Below are 19,922 nucleotides of genomic sequence, written 5' to 3'. Positions count from 1 at the left end.
AGCTTTTGGCTTAATGAGGCCGCGCCGCAGAGAAGGCGACAGGATCGCGTACTTGTTCGAAAAGGAGTGCGTCGGCGACGGCTTGCAGGGGGCAGTGGAGAAACCAGTGCAGGGCCGAATGTAACACCTGGATTTCTAGGCGTCTAGCCCCTGACAACGAAAAAAGCCCCGCTATTTGCGGGGCTTTTTTGACGACGCCGACTTACAGGTGGGCGTCGAGGAAAGCGGTCAATTGGGACTTGGACAGTGCACCGACCTTGGTCGCCTCGACGTTGCCGTTCTTGAACAGCATCAGGGTCGGGATGCCCCGCACGCCGTGCTTGGCCGGGGTTTCCTGGTTTTCGTCGATGTTCAGTTTGGCGACGATCAGCTTGCCGTGGTAGGTGGTGGCGATCTCGTCCAGCACCGGGGCGATCATCTTGCAGGGACCGCACCATTCAGCCCAGTAATCGACCAGTACTGGCTGCTGGGCCTTGAGAACTTCCGCCTCGAAGGAAGCATCGGTGACGTGCTTGATGTGTTCGCTCATGGAAGTCTCCGTGATTGTAAGCAGAAAAAAACGTGGTCCATCATAGCTGGCCTTCCTACGTTCAGGAAGCTGCAGTTGATTGAGTCTAACTATGACAAATCATCAATTTGGGTATAGCAGGAGTTTTTATAGGCGAGCCCGGCCTGAGAGCGGGTATTGAACCTCAAGAGGGCGTGACAAAGGCAATCCCGGTGCGCAAGGCCGCATTGCGCACGTGCTCCTGCATCGCTTTCTGCGCGGGACCCGAGGCGCGACGCGCCAGGGCACGGAGGATCTTGCGGTGTTCCTGCCAGGTTTCCATGGCCCGCTCCGCCCGGATGAACGGCAGCTTCTGGCTTTCCAGGAACAACTCGGCACTGGCACTGAGGATAGCGACCATGGCCTGGTTGCCGCTGGCCAGCAGGATGCGCCGGTGAAAGTCGAAATCCAGCCGGGCGGCCGCCTCGAAATCCCCGGCCTTGAGCTCCACCCGCAAGGCCTCGACGTTGTCCTGCAACGCATCCAGCTCATTCGCCGTCAAGGTCACCGCCGCCAGGCCCGCGGCAAAACCCTCCAGGGCATAACGCAGCTGGAAGATGTCCTCTGGCGAAGCCTGGGCCGCGAACGGCCACGCCAGGCCGTTCGATGGCGTCAGTTCCATCGGTGCCTGCACGAACACGCCCTTGCCCGGCTGCACGCTGATCACCCCCAGGGCACTCAGGGACGACAGGGCCTCGCGCAGCGATGCCCGGCTCACCCCCAGGCGTAACGCCAGGTCGCGCTGCGAGGGCAGCACGTCACCCGGGCCGAAGCCCTCTTCGGCGATCAGTTTGCGGATGGCTTGCAGCGCCACTTCCGGGACGGCGCGGGAGATCGAATTCATCGTTTTTCTAACTGTCAGGTCCGGGAAAGCGCTAGTTGTAAAGCTATTGGCCGGATCCGGCAAGTCGCGCCCAGCACTGGTTCAGCACGGCCGGCAGATGCCCGATAAGAGTGCGAAAAACCGGCAACTGTTCAGACCAGTAAGACCATAAAAGGCCCCGCAATCCCCATGGGAACAGGCTTCGAGCGAGTGTGGCATGGGCTGTGCACTGCCCCGGCCAGAGATCGCCCTTCTGGATTCGGAGAGTTGCCATGACCAAACGCCGCAGCGCCCTGCTCACCGCCTTGCTGGCCAGCCTGATGCTGAGCCAGGCTCCCGCCCACGCCAATGGCCTGGACGACATCCTCGCCCGTGGCACCCTCAAGGTCGCCGTGCCCCAGGACTTCCCGCCGTTCGGCTCGGTGGGTCCGGACATGAAACCCCGCGGCCTGGACATCGACACCGCGAAGCTGTTGGCCGATCAACTCAAGGTCAAGCTGCAGCTGACCCCGGTCAACAGCACCAACCGCATCCCGTTCCTCACCACCGGCAAGGTCGACCTGGTGATCTCCAGCCTCGGCAAGAACCCCGAGCGGGAGAAGGTCATCGACTTTTCCCGAGCCTACGCGCCCTTCTACCTCGCGGTCTTCGGCCCGCCGGACACCGCGATCAACGGCCTGGCCGACCTCAAGGGCAAGACCATCAGCGTCACCCGTGGCGCCATCGAGGACATCGAACTGACCGCCGTGGCGCCCGAGGGCACGACCATCAAGCGTTTCGAGGACAACAACACCACCATCGCGGCCTATCTGGCCAAGCAGGTCGACCTGATCGCCAGCGGCAACGTGGTGATGGTGGCCATCGCCGAGCGCAACCCCAAGCGCATCCCGGCACTGAAGGTCAAGCTCAAGGACTCGCCGGTCTACGTCGGCGTGAACAAGAACGAACCGGCCCTGCTGGAAAAGGTGAACCAGATCCTCGCCACGGCCAAGGCCGACGGCAGCCTGGAGAAGAACGCCCAACTGTGGCTCAAGCAACCGCTTCCGGCCGATCTCTGATCGCGCTCGCCTGAGGTCCGCGCCATGGCTTATCAGTTCGACTTCCTGCCGGTGCTGCACAACGCCGACCTGCTGCTGCGCGGCGCCCTGTTCACCCTGGAGCTGACCGCCATCGGCACCGTGCTCGGGTCAGCCTGGGCATTCTCGGGGCCGTGGTCAGGGCTTGGCAGATCCGCCCCTTCGCGGCGATCTTCGGCGTCTACGTCGAGTTGATCCGCAACACGCCGTTCCTGGTGCAGCTGTTTTTCATTTTCTTCGGCCTGCCGTCCCTCGGCCTGCAGATTTCCGAGTGGCAGGCGGCCGTGCTGGCGATGGTGATCAACCTCGGCGCCTATTCCACGGAGATCATCCGCGCCGGTATCCAGGCAATCCCGCGCGGGCAACTGGAAGCCGCGGCGGCGCTGGCCATGACCCGCTTCGAAGCCTTTCGCCATGTGGTGCTGCTGCCGGCGCTGGGCAAGGTCTGGCCGGCCCTGAGCAGCCAGATCATCATCGTCATGCTCGGCTCGGCGGTCTGTTCGCAGATCGCCACCGAGGAACTGAGCTTCGCCGCCAACTTCATCCAGTCGCGCAACTTCCGCGCCTTCGAAACCTACGCCCTGACCACCTTGATCTACCTGGTCATGGCGCTGCTGATCCGCCAGTTGCTGAACTGGCTGGGCCGCCGCTACATCGCGAGGAACCGCTAATGGATTTCACCTTGTGGGACATCCTGGGCAATCTGTGGGCAGGCCTGCAATGGACCGTCGTCCTGTCGCTGGCGGCGTTTGTCGGCGGCGGGCTGATCGGCCTGCTGGTGATGGTGCTGCGCATCAGTGACAACCGTTTTGCCGGCGGCTGCGCCCGGGCCTACATCGAGTTGTTCCAGGGCACGCCGCTGCTGATGCAGCTGTTCATGGTGTTTTTCGGCGTGGCCCTGCTCGGGGTGGATATCTCGCCCTGGCTGGCGGCGGCCATCGCCCTGACGCTGTTCACCAGCGCCTACCTGGCGGAGATCTGGCGCGGTTGCGTCGAGTCGATTCCGGGCGGCCAGTGGGAAGCCTCGGCGAGCCTGGCCCTGAGCCCCTACGAACAACTGCGCCATGTGATCCTGCCGCAAGCCCTGCGCATCGCCGTGGCGCCGACCGTGGGCTTTTCGGTGCAGGTGATCAAGGGCACCGCCGTGACCTCGATCATCGGCTTCACCGAGCTGACCAAGACCGGCGGCATGCTCGCCAACGCCACCTTCGAACCCTTCATGGTCTACGGCTTGGTAGCCCTCGGCTACTTCCTGCTGTGCTACCCCCTGTCCCTCAGTGCGCGCTACCTGGAAAGGAGACTGCATGCCGCTTCTTAGAGTTTCAGCCCTGCATAAGTATTACGGCGATCACCACGTGCTCAAGGGCATCGACCTGAGTGTCGAGGAAGGCCAGGTGGTGGCGATCATCGGGCGCAGCGGTTCGGGCAAGAGCACCCTGCTGCGCACCCTCAACGGCCTGGAATCGATCAACGACGGGGTGATCGAGGTCGACGGCCACTACCTGGACGCCGCCCGCGCCGATTTGCGCAGCCTGCGGCAGAAGGTCGGCATGGTGTTCCAGCAGTTCAACCTGTTCCCGCACCTGAGCGTCGGCGAAAACGTCATGCTCGCGCCTCAAGTGGTGCAGAAAGTGCCCAGGGCCAAGGCCGCCGAGCTGGCACGACGGATGCTGGAGCGGGTGGGCCTGGGGGAAAAGTTCGACGCCTTCCCCGAGCGCCTCTCCGGCGGCCAGCAGCAACGCGTGGCGATCGCCCGGGCCCTGGCGATGTCGCCCAAGGTGCTGCTGTGCGACGAGATCACCTCGGCGCTGGACCCGGAACTGGTCAACGAAGTGCTCAGCGTGGTCCGCCAGCTGGCGAAGGAAGGCATGACCCTGATCATGGTCACCCACGAAATGCGCTTCGCCCGGGAAGTCGGCGACAAACTGGTGTTCATGCACCAGGGCAAGGTGCATGAAACGGGCGACCCCAAGGTCTTGTTCGCCCGCCCGCAAACAGCGGAGCTGGCGAACTTCATCGGCAGCGTGGAACAGCCGGCCTGAGCCGCTATTCCCCCGACAGCAACTCGAAACGGCCGCGGCCTTCGACCGGCGTCTCGTCGCGCACCCGGGTCGCACTGACCGGCAGGTGAGTGTCGATCTCGACCTGCGCCGAGAAAAATCGCCCCTTGGCCGGCAGGTCCCGGGCCAGCACCACCAGGCTCTGGCCCGGCGCCATCAAGCGACTGGCCGCGGCCTCGGCCGGGCGTTGCGCGGCCGCCAGGGTCACCGCCTGGCCGTCGAGCACGGCGTTACTCAGGCCGACCGTGAAACGCCCCTGCCGATCGAAACGAAAGGCCTGCGAGCCCGCCGCCGGCCCCTCGAAACGCAGCACCATCGAGGTCGGCCAGGGGCAGGCAATATTCAGGCTCAGCCGGCGGGTGCCGAGGAACAGGTCAGGCTGCCCTGCTACCTGCGCCAGGCCACCCGGGCGCAGCGCACCGAGCTCGATCTGCGACTGGCTCAGCGACAGCGTGCAGTCATTGGCGCCGGCCGGGGCTGAAAACAGGACAAGCACGACGCAACTACGCCGTAGAACCGCGCGGACGCGAGCGTTCATAGAGGTCTTCCATTGGATTGACTCGCCCGGCAAACCGCCGTGGCCGTTTCATAAAGCCGATCACTGTCCGCGGACTCGGACAACTCGACCGGCAGCGTGCAGGCCGTGTGATCCGCCAGCCTGATCGTGAGCCGTTGACCGGCCTCGACGTTGTCCAGGAAAACCATGCCGCCACCGACCACCGTGGTCAGGAAAGCCCCGTCCTGGCTGAACACCGAGACGCCCTGGGGCAACGGCTCGGCGCTTTCGTCGGTGACCTTGAGCAGCAGCCGGCGAACCTTCACCACGGTGAAATCCACCCGATGGAATGAGCCGCGCCCGGCTTCGAGGTTTTTCGTCCCATTGCGCAGGTCGATCCGCCGTGGCAGCGAGCGGGTGTCGACTTCCAGTTGACTATTGCGGTAGGCCGGCAGCCCGGCGACCACCGCCTGACCGCTGAAGTCGGTCCAGACCGGGCCCTGGGGCGTGGCGATCCGCGCCCCGGGCAGATCGCCCACCGAGACCACGCCGAAGGTCTCCTGGATCGCGTAGGGCGAGAACGTCAGGCCGCCCTCGTGCAGCGCAAGGCCTCCGGACAACTGCCCGCTGTAGCTGGTGCTGGCGGGGCTATGGGTCACCCCCAGGCCGACCTGGGTGTAACGCGGCATCAGGTTCAGGTTACCACGGGTGATCTGCCGGTCGCCCTTGAGGTCCTGCTCCAGCCCCAGGTCATAGCTGAGCGTGTCGTTGACCCGCTCGCGGTAGTCGCCGCCAATATCGAGGCGCTCGCCACGACGATTGAGGTAGCTGCTGATCCGCCGGTCACCGCCCAGCGGCACACTGACCCCCAGCCGCACCCCCAGGCCCGAGTCGATGGCGTGGCGGTCGCCGCCCGAACCGAGGTCGGAATCCACGCTGAGGCTCAGGCTGGCATGGCGGTAGCTCTTGTTCCATGAGCCGTGCAGACGCCGGGACAGGCGCCCGTCGAACATCAGATTGCGCGAGTAACCGAGGCTGAAACCGCCGAGTTGACTATCCGACCAGCCAAGCGCGGCCGTGTACTGGTGCCTGAAGCGTGAACCGGGATCGTCCTTCAGGCCCACTTCGCCGACCTGCAGCAGATCGCGATAACCGGCACTGCGCAGCGTGGCGCTGAGGTCCAGATCGACACCCGCCCCCAGCGGACTGTTCAACGACAGGCTGTTCTGGCTCCCCGCCAGCGAGCGCCGGGTGTCATGGGACAAGCTGTTGCGCAGGCCGACGCCGACCTGCTGCCCAAGGCGGCTGTCGAGCGCCCAACCGCTGGAACGGTAGTCATCGCTGCCTAGCAGCCCGGCGCTGAATGACGTGGCCTGGCCCAGTCCCCAGGTACCGCTGCCGGTGGCGAGCAACGGCGGTTCTTCGCCGCGGCCCTGACCGCTGCGCAGCCGACCCAGGGCCAGGTAGTAGCCGGGCTGGAGCGCCGCGGCGCCCGGAAAGGACGCGGCGGGCACGACAAAACGACGCTCGCTGCCGGATGGGCCGATCACCCTCACCTCCAGGTCGCTGGTGCCGTTGAGCAGCGGCAAGCCGCCCAGGCTGAAGGGCCCCTGCGGCACCAGGCTGGTATGGATCAACGCCCCGGACTGGCGGACCTCGACCCGCGACGCATCGAAAGCCATCCCCTCGACCCACACACCGCGCCCGGCCTGGCCCCGCTGCGCGCCATCGGGCATGAATTGCATGCCGGAAAGCTGGACCCCGGCAAACACCGGCCCGGCACTGTTGATCTGGCCGGCCTGGAAGGTCGTCTGCCACGGCAGGAAGTCTCGCTGCGCATAGGCATACAGATGCTCGGTCTGCTCTTTCCCGTCGTTGGAAACACGCAACTGGCGGCTGCGGACAATCCAGTCGCCGGCATTGAACCCGGCCTCGGTGGTCGCCGAAAAGAAACGTCCACCACCCTGGCGCGAGCGCGTATCGAAACCCAGCACATCGTAATTGAGCAGCCCGGCCGTACCGCCACGGGCGTAGACACCGCTGTCGAGCGCCGGTCCGCGCAGGGCCCGGGTCGGCACCAGCAGGGCAACCTCCTCGCGGTTGGGGCGCAGGATGACCTGGGTTTGCGGGTACTCGCGCAGAAAGGCGTGACAAACCTCCTCGACGACTTGCGCGTCTGCGTCGGGCATCTTCAAGCCGGCCTTGTCCAGCAGCCCGGAGGTGAAACACAACTGGCCGTCCCGGTCGAAACGCAGTTCCGCCAGCCCCAGGCGATTGCCGTTGAGTTCCAGTGCCACCCGCTGCATTCCCTCGCGAAAGCGTGGCGCCGTGCGGAAGTAATCGGCCACCTGCGGATCGAGGCCGCGCTCAGAAAGCACGGACAGGTCAAACTCCGCTTCAGCCGCATCCTCCCGTTTCTCGGCCGCGACCGGCTCGCCCAGTCCCAGCAGAGCCGCCACACCGAGCGCCTTCGCCACCCCTGATGCAGGGGCGAACCTACCTGGCTGTCCTGGGTTTCTCATGAGGGCGTCACAACGCCTCGAGCAGAATGGGCGCTTCGTGACGGGCGACGGCAAAACCATAGACCGTCGCGGGCTGCAGCGTGACCGAGGTGGCCACGGGTTGTGTCGCGTCCGTTTCAACCGCCAGCGTCTCCCCTGGCAGGACGTAACCGCGACTCAGCATCACGCTGACCTTGTGCGGATTGAGTTCCAGTTCCGGTGACAGGCGCACCACATAGGGGCTGTCATTGCGCACCACCAGTCGGGCCCCGTCCAAATGCCAGGTCAGCTCCTTCCAGGGCGCCGGATGCCGCGCCAGCCCCTTGGGATGCAGGATCAGCGGCAGGTTCTGGCGCAGGCTGATGCCGACGGTGGCGCCGGACCCGCTCTTGCGCTGGGGAATGCCTTCGAAGGTGACGCGCTTCAAACGCTGGGTCTTGAGTGGCTGGCTGTTGGCGGTGAGAAACCGGACCAACTGCGTCTCACCGGCATCGACCCGAGTGACAGGCGGCGTGATCACCACCAAGGATTCAAGATCCTCGGGAATGGATTCGACAGCCGAATGCAGCAAGGCCGGACCGCTGTCGGTGTTCTTGACATGGATACTCGCCTCCCCCTCCTCCTCATAGAGAATCACCACCGTGGTTTCCGGTTGCATGCCATCGGCACGGGCGACACTCCAGAACACGCCCAGGAGAAAGAACAGCACACTGGCAGACAATGACCCGGACCTGGGTATAAGGGGTACAACATTCAAGCGATACGCTCCTTGCGAATACGTTTTTATTGTTCAACACATATAAAAAGAGCGTGCCGGCACATAGTCTCGTGCCGGCCACTCCATTACTTACATCAGCGTAATTCAGAGATAACGCAGTTCCAGCGTTGCCAAGCCATCCAGATACAGTTCCTGGGTAATATCCAACTCGGAGGTCTTATTGATAACCGGCTGAACTTCCAACCGACCGCTGACCCGTTGTACCGACGCCGGATGAGTGGCGAAGAAGCCGCTCCAGGACATGATGTTCTGATACTGGCCCAAGGCACCGTTGCCACGACTCCAGTTCAATCCGTTATTGGTCGAGACGATGGTGTTGACCAGCGGGAAATCGGCCACGGAATCCGTCACGCGCAGGGCGTAGCCACCGATCCGCTGGCCGACCGCCGTGGTCCCCAGGCCGTAGTTGTAGGCATCGTTATAGCCTGGGCCGAGGGCCGCCTGCAGGATCCCCGGGACCTTGCTGCTGGAGCGATTGTCGAGCGTCTTCACCCCCACCCGGGTGCCACCATCGCAATTGACCGTAAACGGCACTCCCCTGGGCTGCAGACGCGTGTAGGCATTGGGGCTCAGTTCAGCGGCACGGATTTTCCCAAAATCGGCCACGCCGCCATTGTGCAGGCTCAATGTGCAACTGGCCGGAACGATCGTCCCTTTCACCAACAAGTCCGCGGCGTTGGCATTGCCTCCCAGCGCAACCAACAGGGCACCGAGTGCCCATCCGGATACCGACTTCATTTTCCTACTCCCTATTATCAAGTTTTAGCAGATGCCTGTTATTCAGGACTGCGGGATTCAATCCGGGATCACACCCGAAACCGGGCAAGCACTTAGGCCTCCCGAATGCAGTCCGATAAATAATTAACACCCAGGCATGATTGCCGGACGTTAGTTTCCACGCTGGCGCCTGACAAAAAAACCGGAAGTTGCCGCGCGCCGGGTGCGACGGGTAGGCAAACAGTGCCAACTTTAATAAGTATCGGTGTCGTCACAATTCATGACCTGGGTCATCAATGTGAAATATTTATGTAGGAAAATTGAAGTAATAATTTTCCAACCACCCCGCAGCAAGCCCTCCCGGCCGGAAGCTCCTCGGCGTCCTACGTTGGCGTCGGAGCCCGATCGTGGCAGGATGGCGAGGTTACCGACCGAGATCCTTCAACCATGCCGCATTCCCAAGTCACGAATCTGTCCCTGATCGCCGCCATCGATCTGGGCTCCAACAGCTTCCACATGGTCGTGGCCAAGGCCCAGAACGGTGAGATCCGCATTCTGGAGCGCCTCGGCGAGAAGGTTCAGCTGGCGGCGGGTATCGACGAGGAGCGTCAGCTCAGCGAAGAGTCCATTCAGCGTGGGCTCGATTGCCTGAAGCGCTTTGCCCAGCTGATCATCGGCATGCCCCTGGGCGCCGTACGCATCGTCGGCACCAACGCCCTGCGCGAAGCCCGCAACCGTGCTGAATTCATCCGCCGGGCCGAGGAAATCCTCGGCCACCCGGTGGAAGTCATCTCCGGTCGTGAAGAAGCCCGACTGATCTACCTCGGCGTGTCCCACACCCTCGCCGACACCCCGGGCAAGCGCCTGGTGGCCGACATCGGCGGCGGCAGTACCGAATTCATCATCGGCCAGCGCTTCGAGCCGCTGCTGCGCGAAAGCCTGCAAATGGGTTGCGTCAGCTACACCCAGCGCTATTTCCGCGACGGCAAGATCACCCCGGCCCGCTACGCCCAGGCCTATACGGCGGCGCGCCTGGAAATCATGAGCATCGAGTACGCGCTGCACCGCCTGACCTGGGATGAAGCCATCGGCTCGTCCGGCACCATCCGTGCCATCGGCCTGGCCCTCAAGGCCGGCGGCCAGGGCAGCGGCGAGGTGAATGCCGAGGGGCTGGCCTGGCTCAAGCGCAAGCTGTTCAAGCTCGGCGATGTCGAGAAAATCGATTTCGAAGGGATCAAGCCCGACCGCCGCGCCATTTTCCCGGCGGGCATGGCGATTCTCGAAGCGATCTTCGATGCCCTCGACCTGCAACGCATGGACCACTGCGAGGGCGCCCTGCGTGAAGGCGTGCTCTATGACCTGCTGGGCCGTCATCACCACGAAGACGTGCGCGAACGCACCCTCAGCTCGCTGATGGAGCGCTACCACGTCGACCTCGAACAGGCCGCACGGGTCGAACGCAAGGCACTGCATGCCTTCGACCAGGTGGCCGATGCCTGGGAGCTGGACGACGGGGTCTGGCGCGAGCTGCTGGGCTGGGCCGCCAAGGTCCATGAAGTGGGCCTGGACATTGCCCACTACCAGTACCACAAGCACGGCGCCTACCTGATCGAGCACTCGGACCTGGCCGGCTTCTCACGGGAAGACCAGCTCATGCTCGCCCTGCTGGTCCGCGGGCATCGGCGCAATATTCCCAAGGACAAGTTCGCCGAGCTCGGCGATGCAGATGAAGGCACCAAGCTGCTTCGCCTGTGCGTGCTACTGCGCTTCGCGATCCTGTTCCATCACATCCGTGGCACCCAGGAAATGCCGCAGGTCACCTTGCGTGCCGACGGCGATAGCCTGGATGTGGTGTTTCCCAAGGACTGGCTGGAGCAGAACCAGCTGACTCAGGCCGACTTCGCCCAGGAGGCGGAGTGGCTGACCCGAGTCAGCATTACCCTCAACGTACGCTGAGGACCGGGTTGCTCAGACGATCGAGCAAGGTCGCCTGGGCACTGCGCGGGTTCTGGTTGCCGGTCGGGGTGTTGCGGACATAGCGTCCGTCCGACTGCAGGCTCCAGCTGTGGGTGTTATCGGTGAGATAACTTTCCAGCTCTTTCTTGACCCGCAGGATCAACTTCTTGCCCTCCACCGGGAAGCAGGTCTCGACGCGCTTGTCGAGGTTGCGCTCCATCCAGTCGGCGCTGGAGAGGAACATCTGCTCCTCGCCGCCGTTGAGGAAGTAGAACACCCGGGTGTGCTCCAGGAAGCGGCCGATGATCGAGCGCACCTGGATATTGTGCGAAACCCCGGCGATGCCCGGACGCAGGCAGCACATGCCGCGCACCACCAGGTCGATCCGCACGCCGCACTGGCTGGCCTTGTACAAGGCGCGGATGATCTTCGGGTCGGTCAGCGAGTTGAACTTGGCAATGATGTGCGCCGGCTTGCCGTCGATGGCGAACTGGGTTTCCCGGGCAATCATGTCGAGCATGCCCTTCTTCAGGGTGAACGGCGCGTGCAGCAACTTCTTCATGCGCAACGTCTTGCCCATGCCGATCAACTGGCTGAACAGCTTGCCGACGTCTTCGCACAGGGCGTCGTCGGACGTCAGCAGGCTGTAGTCGGTGTACAGGCGGGCGTTGCCGGCGTGGTAGTTACCGGTCCCCAGGTGCGCGTAACGGACGATCTCGCCGGCCTCGCGGCGCAGGATCAACATCATCTTGGCGTGGGTCTTGAAACCGACCACGCCGTAGATCACCACCGCACCGGCCGCTTGCAGGCGGCTGGCCAGTTGCAGGTTGGACTCTTCGTCGAAGCGCGCACGCAATTCGATCACCGCGGTGACTTCCTTGCCGTTGCGCGCGGCGTCCACCAGGGCGTCGACGATTTCCGAGTTGGCCCCGCTGCGGTACAGGGTCTGGCGCACGGCCAGGACGTGCGGGTCCTTGGCCGCCTGGCGCAGCAGGTCGACCACCGGGGTGAAGGATTCGAACGGGTGCAGCAAGAGGATGTCCTGCTTGCTGATCACGCTGAAAATGTTCTCGCTGTTCTGCAGCAGTTTCGGGATCTGCGGGGTGAACGGCGTGTATTGCAGCTCCGGATGGCTATCCAGGCCGGTGATGCTGAACAGCCGCGTCAGGTTCACCGGACCGTTGACCTGGTACAGCTCGGTCTCGTTCAGGTTGAACTGCTTGAGCAGGTAGTCCGACAGGTGTTTCGGGCAGGTGTCGGCCACTTCCAGGCGCACCGCGTCACCGTAGCGCCGGGAGAACAGCTCGCCGCGCAGGGCGCGGGCCAGGTCTTCGACATCCTCGGAGTCCAGCGCCAGGTCGGCGTTACGGGTCAGGCGGAACTGGTAGCAGCCCTTGACCTTCATGCCCTGGAACAGGTCGTCGGCGTGTGCGTGGATCATCGACGACAGGAATACATAGTTATCGCCAGGCCCACCCACGTCTTCGGGTACCTTGATGATCCTCGGCAGCAGGCGCGGCGCCGGGATGATCGCCAGGCCCGAGTCGCGACCAAAGGCGTCGATGCCCTCGAGCTCGACGATGAAGTTCAGGCTCTTGTTCACCAGCAACGGGAACGGGTGCGTCGGGTCTAGACCGATGGGGGTGATGATCGGCGCGATCTCGTCGCGGAAATAGCGACGGACCCAGGTCTTGAGCTTGGTGGTCCAGTAGCGGCGACGGATAAAGCGCACCTGATGCTTTTCCAGCTCCGGCAACAGGATGTCGTTGAGGATCGCGTATTGGCGGTCGACCTGATCGTGTACCAGTTCGCTGATGCGCGCCAGCGCCTGGTGCGGCTGCAAGCCGTCGGCGCCGGCCTGCTCACGGGCAAAGGTGATCTGTTTCTTGAGACCGGCGACACGGATTTCGAAGAACTCGTCCAGGTTGCTGGAGAAGATCAGCAGGAACTTCAGTCGCTCCAGCAGCGGATAGGACTCATCCAGCGCCTGCTCCAGCACGCGGATGTTGAACTTCAGCTGCGACAGCTCACGGTGGATATACAGGCTGCTGTCATCCAGGCTGGGAATCACCACCGCCGAGGGCACCGCCACATGGGGCGCTTCGGCGACCACGGCTACGGATTCCAGCTCCGGCGGGGCTTCGACGATCTGCTCGACCACCGGTTGAGCGTCTTTTACTTCAACTTCGCTGAGTCCTTCGGTATTCATCGAGTGTTCCTGTGAGGGCTATTTCTGCTCTCGTAGCAGTTGGGCGGCGCGGGCGGCAAAGTAGGTCAGGATGCCATCAGCCCCGGCCCTTTTGAAAGCGGTCAAGGATTCAAGGATGACACCTTCGCCCAACCAGCCGTTCTGGATGGCCGCCATGTGCATGGCGTACTCACCGCTCACCTGATAGACAAAAGTCGGCACCTTGAATTCATTCTTGACCCGATAAAGGATATCCAGATACGGCATGCCCGGCTTGACCATGACCATGTCGGCGCCTTCGGCCAGGTCGGCGGCCACTTCATGCAGGGCTTCGTCGCCGTTGGCCGGGTCCATCTGGTAGGACGCCTTGTTCGCCTTGCCCAGGTTCAGGGCGGAGCCGACGGCGTCGCGGAAAGGCCCATAGTAGGCGCTGGCATACTTGGCCGAATAGGCCATGATCCGCACATTGACGTGATCGGCCAGCTCCAGGGCTTCGCGGATCGCCTGGATGCGTCCGTCCATCATATCGGACGGCGCGACCACCTGTGCACCCGCCTCGGCATGGGACAGCGCCTGCTTGACCAGGGCATCGACGGTGATGTCGTTCTGGACGTAGCCGTGCTCGTCGAGGATGCCGTCCTGCCCATGGGTGGTGAACGGGTCCAGGGCGACGTCGGTAATCACCCCCAGTTCCGGGAAACGTGCGCGCAGGGCGCGGGTGGCACGTTGGGCAATACCTTCCGGGTTCCAGGCCTCGCTGGCGTCCAGCGACTTGAGTTCGGCCGGCGTCACCGGGAACAGCGCCAGCGCCGGAATTCCCAGCTCGACCCACTTCGCCGCTTCTTCGAGCAACAGGTCGATGGTCAGGCGCTCGACACCCGGCATCGACGCCACGGCCTCGCGGCGATTTTCCCCATCCAGCACAAACACCGGCAGGATCAGATCATCGACTGTCAGAACGTTCTCACGCACCAGACGGCGAGAAAAATCATCACGGCGATTGCGACGCAGGCGGGTGGCAGGAAACAGGCGGTTGGCGGGGGTAAAGCTCACGGCAGACTCCTGAGCCCGCACAAGCGGGCGAGCATGGCAGTTATAGGCGGCCATTATGACGAAGGAATTACAGTTGTGCTTACTCCTGCGACCTGTCGCCGCAGTCGTGGTTCTTGTAGGAAATGTTAACGTCAAGACACATTTGGACACTTTCCTCTCCGTCCCCGAAGCGTTAGGCTGCGCGTTCATTTCGCCAGCATCCAGACAATGCTCCAACAATTTCTACAGGATTTCGGCTACTTCGCCCTGTTTCTCGGCACGTTTTTCGAAGGCGAGACCATTCTGGTCCTGGCCGGCTTCCTCGCGTTCCGCGGATACATGGACATCAACCTGGTGGTTATCGTGGCGTTCTTCGGCAGCTATGCCGGCGACCAGCTGTGGTATTTCCTGGGGCGCAGGCATGGCCGCAAACTGTTGGCCCGCAAGCCGCGCTGGCAATTGATGGGTGACCGGGCACTGGAGCATATCCGCCGCCATCCGGATATCTGGGTACTGTCGTTCCGCTTCGTCTACGGCTTGCGCACGGTGATGCCGGTGGCGATCGGCCTGTCGGGCTATCCGCCGGGACGCTATCTGCTGCTCAACGGCATTGGCGCGGCGATCTGGGCGGCGGCCTTGGCCGCGGCCGCCTATCACTTCGGGGCGATCCTCGAAGGCATGCTCGGCAGCGTGAAGAAATACGAGCTGTGGGTGCTCGGCGGCCTGCTGGTGGCCGGCCTGCTGCTCTGGAGCTGGCGCCGCATCAAGAGCGCACGGCTGGCCCGGGCCGAAGCCCGGCAGGCCGAGCCTACGAACCGGCCAGGCGAATGACCCGCGGCTTGCAGCAGTAGTAGAGACCGATCACGCTCAACAGGCTGTAGCTGAACACACCGACCCAGCCCAGCGGGCTGGCCGGCCACAATCCGACCCACGGCGCCCACCAGACCAGCGGCAGGTTGCACGCCAGGCGGACGATCTCCAGGCGCAACGCCCAAGGGCGATTCTCCAGCGCCGCGCCGAGCACGAACAGGCCCAGCACCAGGGTCCCGCCCCCTAGCAGCAGCGCCGCCAAAGGCAAATGCTCGCCGAAGTTCATCAGATAACTGCCCAAGCCGACATAGACCGCGAATTGCAGCGCCACGTAGATCTGCTGGCGCACCTCCAGGGGCACCTCGAACTTGCGGAACTGGCCCAGGTCCGGCTTGTTCAGCGGGTATCTGGCCGCCACATCGGCCGGACGCCAGCCAGTGCGCATGAACCAGATCCGCAGCTTGTCCCAATAGCTTTCAGTGCGTCGGGCATCGGCCCATAACTGCGCATAGAACTGCAGGTTGGCCCACAGCGGGTTCCAGCTGGCCAGCGGCGTGGTCACGCCGAAGATCACCGGCTCACGCTCGTCTTCCTCCTGGAAGGTGCCGAACAGCCGGTCCCAGAAGATGAACACCCCGCCGTAGTTGCGATCCATGTAGAGCGCGTTCTGCGCGTGATGGGCCCGATGGTTGGACGGCGTGACGAAGAACCACTCGTACCAGCCCAGTTTCGGCACATGCCGGGTGTGGACCCAGAACTGGTACAGCAGGTTCAGCGACGCCACGCTGATGAACACCACCAGCGGCACGCCCAGTACGGCCAGCGGCAAATAGAAGATCCAGCTCAACAGAAAGCCGGTGCTGGTCTGGCGCAGGGCCGTGCTGAGGTTGTAGTCCTCGCTCTGGTGATGCACCGAGTGGGCGGCCCAGAGGATGTTGCGTTCGTGCCCCATGCGGTGCAGCCAGTAGTAGCAGAAGTCATAGGCGACAAAGGCAAACACCCAGACCCAGGGCTTTTGCGCGGACAGCTCGAACAACGCCAGGTGCTGCAGCGCAAACGCGTAGGTGAGCAACCCGACGCCCTTGGTGAGCAGCCCGGTGGTGGTCGACAGCACGCCGGTGCTCAAGCTGTTGATGGCGTCTGCCACCCGATAGTTGCTCACGCCACGCCAGCGATCGGCCAGCAGCTCGATGACGATCAGTGCAAAGAAAAACGGTACCGCGTAAGGCACGAAGTCCATGGGGCCAACCTTTCAGAGTCGATCCGCAGAGATTAGGGGCTGTCGCGGAAAAATCCGCTGACAATGAACGCCAAACCCGTAGACATTTAACGCCAGAAATCAACGCAGGTCGAACACGCTTCCTGTAGGAGCGAGCTTGCTCGCTCCTACAGTTCCGTGCGTTTGTTCGTCAGGCCGCCTGGACCCGACGCTTTTCCGCCAACCGACTGCGACCGTAAAGCACCCCGATCGCCAGCAACGCCAGCGCCTGGGCACCCAGCGAATAGGCGTCGGCATGAATCCCCAGCCAGTCGAACTCAAAGAACGCCACCGGCCGCGTGCCGAAGATGCCGGCTTCCTGCAACGCCTTGACCCCGTGTCCGGCAAACACCACGGACAATGCGCACAGCAACCCGGCATTGATCCCGAAGAACAGCGCCAGCGGCAGCTTCGCCGAACCGCGCAGAATCACCCAGGCCAGCCCGAGCAGCAGCACCAGCGCAGTGCCGGCACCGGCCAGCACGGCGTTGTGCCCCGCGGGCCCGGCCTGCAGCCAGAGGGTTTCATAGAACAGGACCACTTCGAACAATTCGCGGTACACCGAGAAGAACGCCAGCACCGCGAAACCGAAGCGCCCGCCGCCACTGACCAGGCTGCTCTTGATGTAGTCCTGCCAGGCCGCCGCGTGCCGCCGGTCATGCATCCAGACCCCGAGCCAGAGCACCATGACGCTGGCGAACAGCGCCGTGAAGCCCTCCAGCAATTCGCGCTGGGCACCGCTGACGTCGATCAGGTAAGCCGCGGCCGCCCAGGTCAGCAGCCCGGCGAACAGCGCCAGGCCCCAGCCGAGATGCACGCTGCGCACCGCCGACTGCTGGCCGGTGTTGCGCAGGAAAGCCAGCACCGCCGCCAGGACCAGAATGGCTTCCAGACCTTCGCGGAGCAGGATCAACAAGCCGGAGATAAAGCTCAGCGACTGGCTCAGGCCATCATTGCCGAGCAAATCGGCCGATTCCTTGAGCTTGCCCTTGGCAACCCCCAGGCGCTGCTCGACCTGCTCCATCGGCAAGCCGTCCTGCAACGCTTGTCGATAGGCCATCAGCGACTTTTCGGTGTCCTTGCGCACCGTGGCATTGACGTTGTCCAGGGAGCTTTCCACCAGCTCGAAGCCTTCCAGGTAGGCGGCGACGGAAAGGTCGTAGGCTTGCTCACGATCGCCGGCACGGTAGGCCGCCAGGCTCTTGTCCAGGGTTGTCGCGGTGTAGTCGAGCAATTGCCCCGGACCGCGCTTGACCTGCGGCGGCTGGGCCCGCTGGGCACGGAAGGTGGCGGCGGCAGCCGACCCCTCGGCGGCCTGCACTTCCGCCGGCGTCGAGCGGGCCAGGTCGGCCAGGTTGTAGGTCTTGCCGCCGTCACCCGCGACCGGGGCGGCACTGAAACCGCTGATGTAGGTCGCCAGGTCCCAGCGTTGACGCTCATCCAACTGGTCGGCAAAGGCCGGCATGTCGGTGCCTTCGACCCCCAGGCCGAGGGTCGTGTAGATCGCGTAGAGGCTCAGCCGATCCAGCCGCGCGGCATCGCGCAGGTTGGCCGGCGGCGGTGTCAGGCCGACACTGGCCGGACCGTCGCCGGCCCCCGCCGCGCCGTGGCACACCGAACAGTGTTGGGCGTAGAGCGGCGCGCCACGTGTCGGATCCGGAGTAATGATCGGCGCCTGGCTGACCTCATAGGCCAGCGCCAGCTTCGCCCCCAGTTGCCGGGCCTGACGGGCCACCTCTTCGCCGTCTTCCCGGGCGCTCACCGCCGCCTGCAAACGCTCGACGCCCTGCACCAGCTCAGCCTGCTCCGGCTTGGCCGGCAATGCGCTAACCAGCCCTTGCAGGACCTTGATGAATTCCAGTTGCTCGCGGTACTCGGAATCGTCGACCACCTGTCCCGCTTGCACCGTAGGCGGGTAATCCGCGCCGATGTAGTCCAGCAGGTGCAGGGCCTTGGGCGCGCCCTCCACCGTTTCGGCCAGCAGGTTGAGACTGCAGAGAGCGAACAGCGGCAGCATCAGCCACGCCAGGAAACGAGAGGGAACCGTCATGAAAAAACCTGAATGTAAATGCGAAGTAATACATTGTTCCCTCTCAATGCGTTTCACTCAACCCTGATCGCCCCGAATCCTCAATGTTTTGCTCTGGATCATGTCGCGTGATGGCCATAAGAACGCCACCATGACCACGGTTTTGTGCATAATCCCCGCGCTCGAGTCCCACTGCCGTCAGCCAAGGAAAGGAACGACACGCCATGCCCTCCCGCCGCTTACTCATGCTGCTCTCCTGTGCACTGCTGTTGAGTGCTTGCGGGCTGCTTCACAACTACGACCGGGAACTCCAGGCCACCAACGAGCAGTTGATCTCGGGCAACGTCGATGGCGCGCTGCAGTTGCTGGAGCAACACAACCCCTGGGAGGACAAAGACCTGCTCTATTACCTGGAAAAAGGTGAGCTGCTGCGGGTCAAGGGCGATCTCTCCCGCAGCCAGGACACCTGGCGCGCGGCGGACCAACAGGTGTCCCAGTACGAAGAAGGGACGCAGGTCGTCGCCACCCTGAAGGACCTGGGGCTCGACCAGATCCTCGGCATCGGACTTATCGGCGACAAGTTGCATCGCTACGAGGGCTATGACTACGAAAAGGTCATGCTGACCACGCAAATGGCCCTCAACCAGTTGGCCCGGAACGACTTCGATGGCGCCCGCGTCGATATCAAGAAAAGCCATGAACGCGAAGCGCTCATCGCCACCCGGCGCGACAAGCAATACCTCGCGGTCGAAGACGCAGCCAAGGCCAAAGGCATCAAGCTGCACTACAAGGACTTGCAGGGTTACCCGGTGACGACCCTCGACTCGCCGCAGGTCATTGCCCTGAAAAACGGCTACCAGATTGCGTTCAGCCACTACCTGGCCGGCTTCGTCTATGAAGCCCTGGGCGAACGCGACCTCGCCGCGCCGGGTTACCGCCAGGCCATCGAGCTGCGGCCCAATACGCCGCTGCTGGAAAAAGCCCTGTCCAACCTGGGCAAGCCCGCCGACACCTCCCCTGACAGCGATGTGCTGATCATCGTCCAGACCGGGCTGGCCCCGGCACTCATTTCGCTGCGCGTGCCCATCCAGGTGAAAACAGAGGACGGGCAGGTGATCACCGTGAACCAGCCTTTTCCGGTGCTGGTAGCCGACAAGTCGACAACGCCCCTCAAGCAGGTCAGCGTGGATGGCAAACAACAGTCGCTGACCCTGCTCAACAGTACGACCGACATGTCATTGCGCACCCTGCACGACGACATGCCCGCGATCATCAACTTCGCCCTTTCGAGCGTGCGCTTCAATGCCGAACTGCAGGCCCAGGAGAACAAACGCAAACCGGCCAAGGCTTCGTCGGTTTACCAGGGCTTCATCGGCGACTCCGACACCCGCACCTGGCGCACCCTGCCGGACAACACCCTGGTCGCCCGCCTGCGCCTCAAGCCCGGCGCACACAAATTGCTGCTGTCGAATCTGCGAGGCGCGGTACCGGTGAGCGTCAACGTCGAGCATCCCTTCCAGGTGATCAGCCTGCGGGTCATCGGCAATCGGATGTTCCTCCTGCCCGGATGACGCTAAAAAGCCATTACATAGCCAATGGCCATGGTTATAATGCCTTGCCTTCGTTATCGCGATACGGCATTAAAGCTCCT

16 protein-coding genes and 1 pseudogene are annotated in these 19,922 nt (G+C 63.4%); 7 read left to right on the top strand and 10 right to left on the bottom strand.

Going from position 1 to position 19,922, the window contains the following annotated elements:
* Window positions 1-202: 202 nt before the first annotated feature.
* Window positions 203-529: a thioredoxin TrxA gene (trxA, locus tag NUH87_RS18460; protein WP_338522186.1), complete on the bottom strand. Its 327-nt coding sequence runs from the start codon at window positions 527-529 to the stop codon at window positions 203-205.
* Between the two features lie 163 nt (window positions 530-692).
* On the bottom strand, window positions 693-1,391 hold the full coding sequence (locus NUH87_RS18455; protein WP_338522185.1) for a FadR/GntR family transcriptional regulator: 699 nt from the start codon (window positions 1,389-1,391) through the stop codon (window positions 693-695).
* A gap of 251 nt (window positions 1,392-1,642) precedes the next feature.
* Here NUH87_RS18455 and NUH87_RS18450 point away from each other — a divergent pair, with 251 nt between their 5' ends.
* The 4 genes and pseudogenes from NUH87_RS18450 to NUH87_RS18435 all read left to right on the top strand — a co-directional run bounded on the left by NUH87_RS18450 (window position 1,643) and on the right by NUH87_RS18435 (window position 4,488).
* Window positions 1,643-2,428, top strand: coding sequence for a transporter substrate-binding domain-containing protein (locus tag NUH87_RS18450; RefSeq protein ID WP_338522184.1), 786 nt, complete (start codon window positions 1,643-1,645; stop codon window positions 2,426-2,428).
* Window positions 2,429-2,452: 24 nt separating this feature from the next.
* Window positions 2,453-3,117, top strand: a pseudogene (locus NUH87_RS18445) (amino acid ABC transporter permease).
* The gene (locus tag NUH87_RS18440) at window positions 3,117-3,764 is read left to right on the top strand and encodes an amino acid ABC transporter permease (RefSeq protein ID WP_338522183.1); all 648 of its coding nucleotides are present in this window, start codon (window positions 3,117-3,119) and stop codon (window positions 3,762-3,764) included. Before NUH87_RS18445 ends, NUH87_RS18440 begins: the two are co-directional and overlap by 1 nt.
* Complete coding sequence (locus NUH87_RS18435) at window positions 3,751-4,488, top strand: amino acid ABC transporter ATP-binding protein (protein ID WP_338522182.1); 738 nt, start codon at window positions 3,751-3,753, stop codon at window positions 4,486-4,488. The genes NUH87_RS18440 and NUH87_RS18435 overlap by 14 nt, the downstream gene beginning before the upstream one ends.
* A 4-nt stretch (window positions 4,489-4,492) precedes the next feature.
* On the opposite strand, the gene NUH87_RS18430 is transcribed toward NUH87_RS18435, so the two are convergent.
* From NUH87_RS18430 to NUH87_RS18415, 4 genes are all read right to left on the bottom strand, one after another.
* Window positions 4,493-5,044 (bottom strand): hypothetical protein, encoded by a 552-nt coding sequence (locus NUH87_RS18430; protein ID WP_338522181.1) that lies wholly within the window; start codon window positions 5,042-5,044, stop codon window positions 4,493-4,495.
* A complete protein-coding gene (locus NUH87_RS18425; RefSeq protein WP_338522180.1) occupies window positions 5,041-7,461 on the bottom strand; it encodes a fimbria/pilus outer membrane usher protein in 2,421 nt (806 codons plus the stop codon). Before NUH87_RS18425 ends, NUH87_RS18430 begins: the two co-directional genes overlap by 4 nt.
* Window positions 7,462-7,531: 70 nt before the next feature.
* Complete coding sequence (locus tag NUH87_RS18420; protein ID WP_338522179.1) at window positions 7,532-8,224, bottom strand: fimbria/pilus chaperone family protein; 693 nt, start codon at window positions 8,222-8,224, stop codon at window positions 7,532-7,534.
* A gap of 141 nt (window positions 8,225-8,365) precedes the next feature.
* Window positions 8,366-9,019: a DUF1120 domain-containing protein gene (locus NUH87_RS18415; RefSeq protein WP_338522178.1), complete on the bottom strand. Its 654-nt coding sequence runs from the start codon at window positions 9,017-9,019 to the stop codon at window positions 8,366-8,368.
* Between the two features lie 426 nt (window positions 9,020-9,445).
* Here NUH87_RS18415 and ppx point away from each other — a divergent pair, with 426 nt between their 5' ends.
* Window positions 9,446-10,954 (top strand): exopolyphosphatase, encoded by a 1,509-nt coding sequence (gene ppx, locus NUH87_RS18410; protein ID WP_338522177.1) that lies wholly within the window; start codon window positions 9,446-9,448, stop codon window positions 10,952-10,954.
* On the opposite strand, the gene ppk1 is transcribed toward ppx, so the two are convergent.
* Entirely contained in the window at window positions 10,941-13,163 is a 2,223-nt protein-coding gene (gene ppk1, locus NUH87_RS18405; RefSeq protein WP_338522176.1) for a polyphosphate kinase 1, read from the bottom strand. The genes ppx and ppk1 overlap by 14 nt on opposite strands.
* An 18-nt stretch (window positions 13,164-13,181) precedes the next feature.
* The gene (hemB, locus tag NUH87_RS18400) at window positions 13,182-14,195 is read right to left on the bottom strand and encodes a porphobilinogen synthase (protein ID WP_040071632.1); all 1,014 of its coding nucleotides are present in this window, start codon (window positions 14,193-14,195) and stop codon (window positions 13,182-13,184) included.
* Window positions 14,196-14,402: 207 nt separating this feature from the next.
* Between hemB and NUH87_RS18395 the strand changes: the two genes are divergently transcribed.
* Window positions 14,403-15,005, top strand: a complete 603-nt coding sequence (locus tag NUH87_RS18395) for a DedA family protein (protein ID WP_040071633.1) — start codon at window positions 14,403-14,405, stop codon at window positions 15,003-15,005.
* Here the strand turns inward: NUH87_RS18395 and NUH87_RS18390 are convergent.
* Both NUH87_RS18390 and NUH87_RS18385 read right to left on the bottom strand, forming a co-directional pair.
* Complete coding sequence (locus tag NUH87_RS18390) at window positions 14,983-16,224, bottom strand: sterol desaturase family protein (RefSeq protein WP_338522175.1); 1,242 nt, start codon at window positions 16,222-16,224, stop codon at window positions 14,983-14,985. The two genes, NUH87_RS18395 and NUH87_RS18390, sit on opposite strands and share 23 nt — an antisense overlap.
* Window positions 16,225-16,393: 169 nt before the next feature.
* Entirely contained in the window at window positions 16,394-18,292 is a 1,899-nt protein-coding gene (locus NUH87_RS18385; RefSeq protein ID WP_338522174.1) for an FTR1 family protein, read from the bottom strand.
* Window positions 18,293-18,495: 203 nt separating this feature from the next.
* On the opposite strand from NUH87_RS18385, the gene NUH87_RS18380 reads away from it, so the two are divergent.
* Window positions 18,496-19,842: a hypothetical protein gene (locus tag NUH87_RS18380; RefSeq protein WP_338522172.1), complete on the top strand. Its 1,347-nt coding sequence runs from the start codon at window positions 18,496-18,498 to the stop codon at window positions 19,840-19,842.
* The last annotated feature ends 80 nt before the right edge of the window (window positions 19,843-19,922 follow it).

Source organism: Pseudomonas batumici, assembly GCF_036585405.1.
Lineage (GTDB): Bacteria > Pseudomonadota > Gammaproteobacteria > Pseudomonadales > Pseudomonadaceae > Aquipseudomonas > Aquipseudomonas batumici.
The sequence above is the reverse complement of the archived record's forward strand: the minus strand, read 5'-3'. Positions and strand labels throughout refer to the sequence as shown.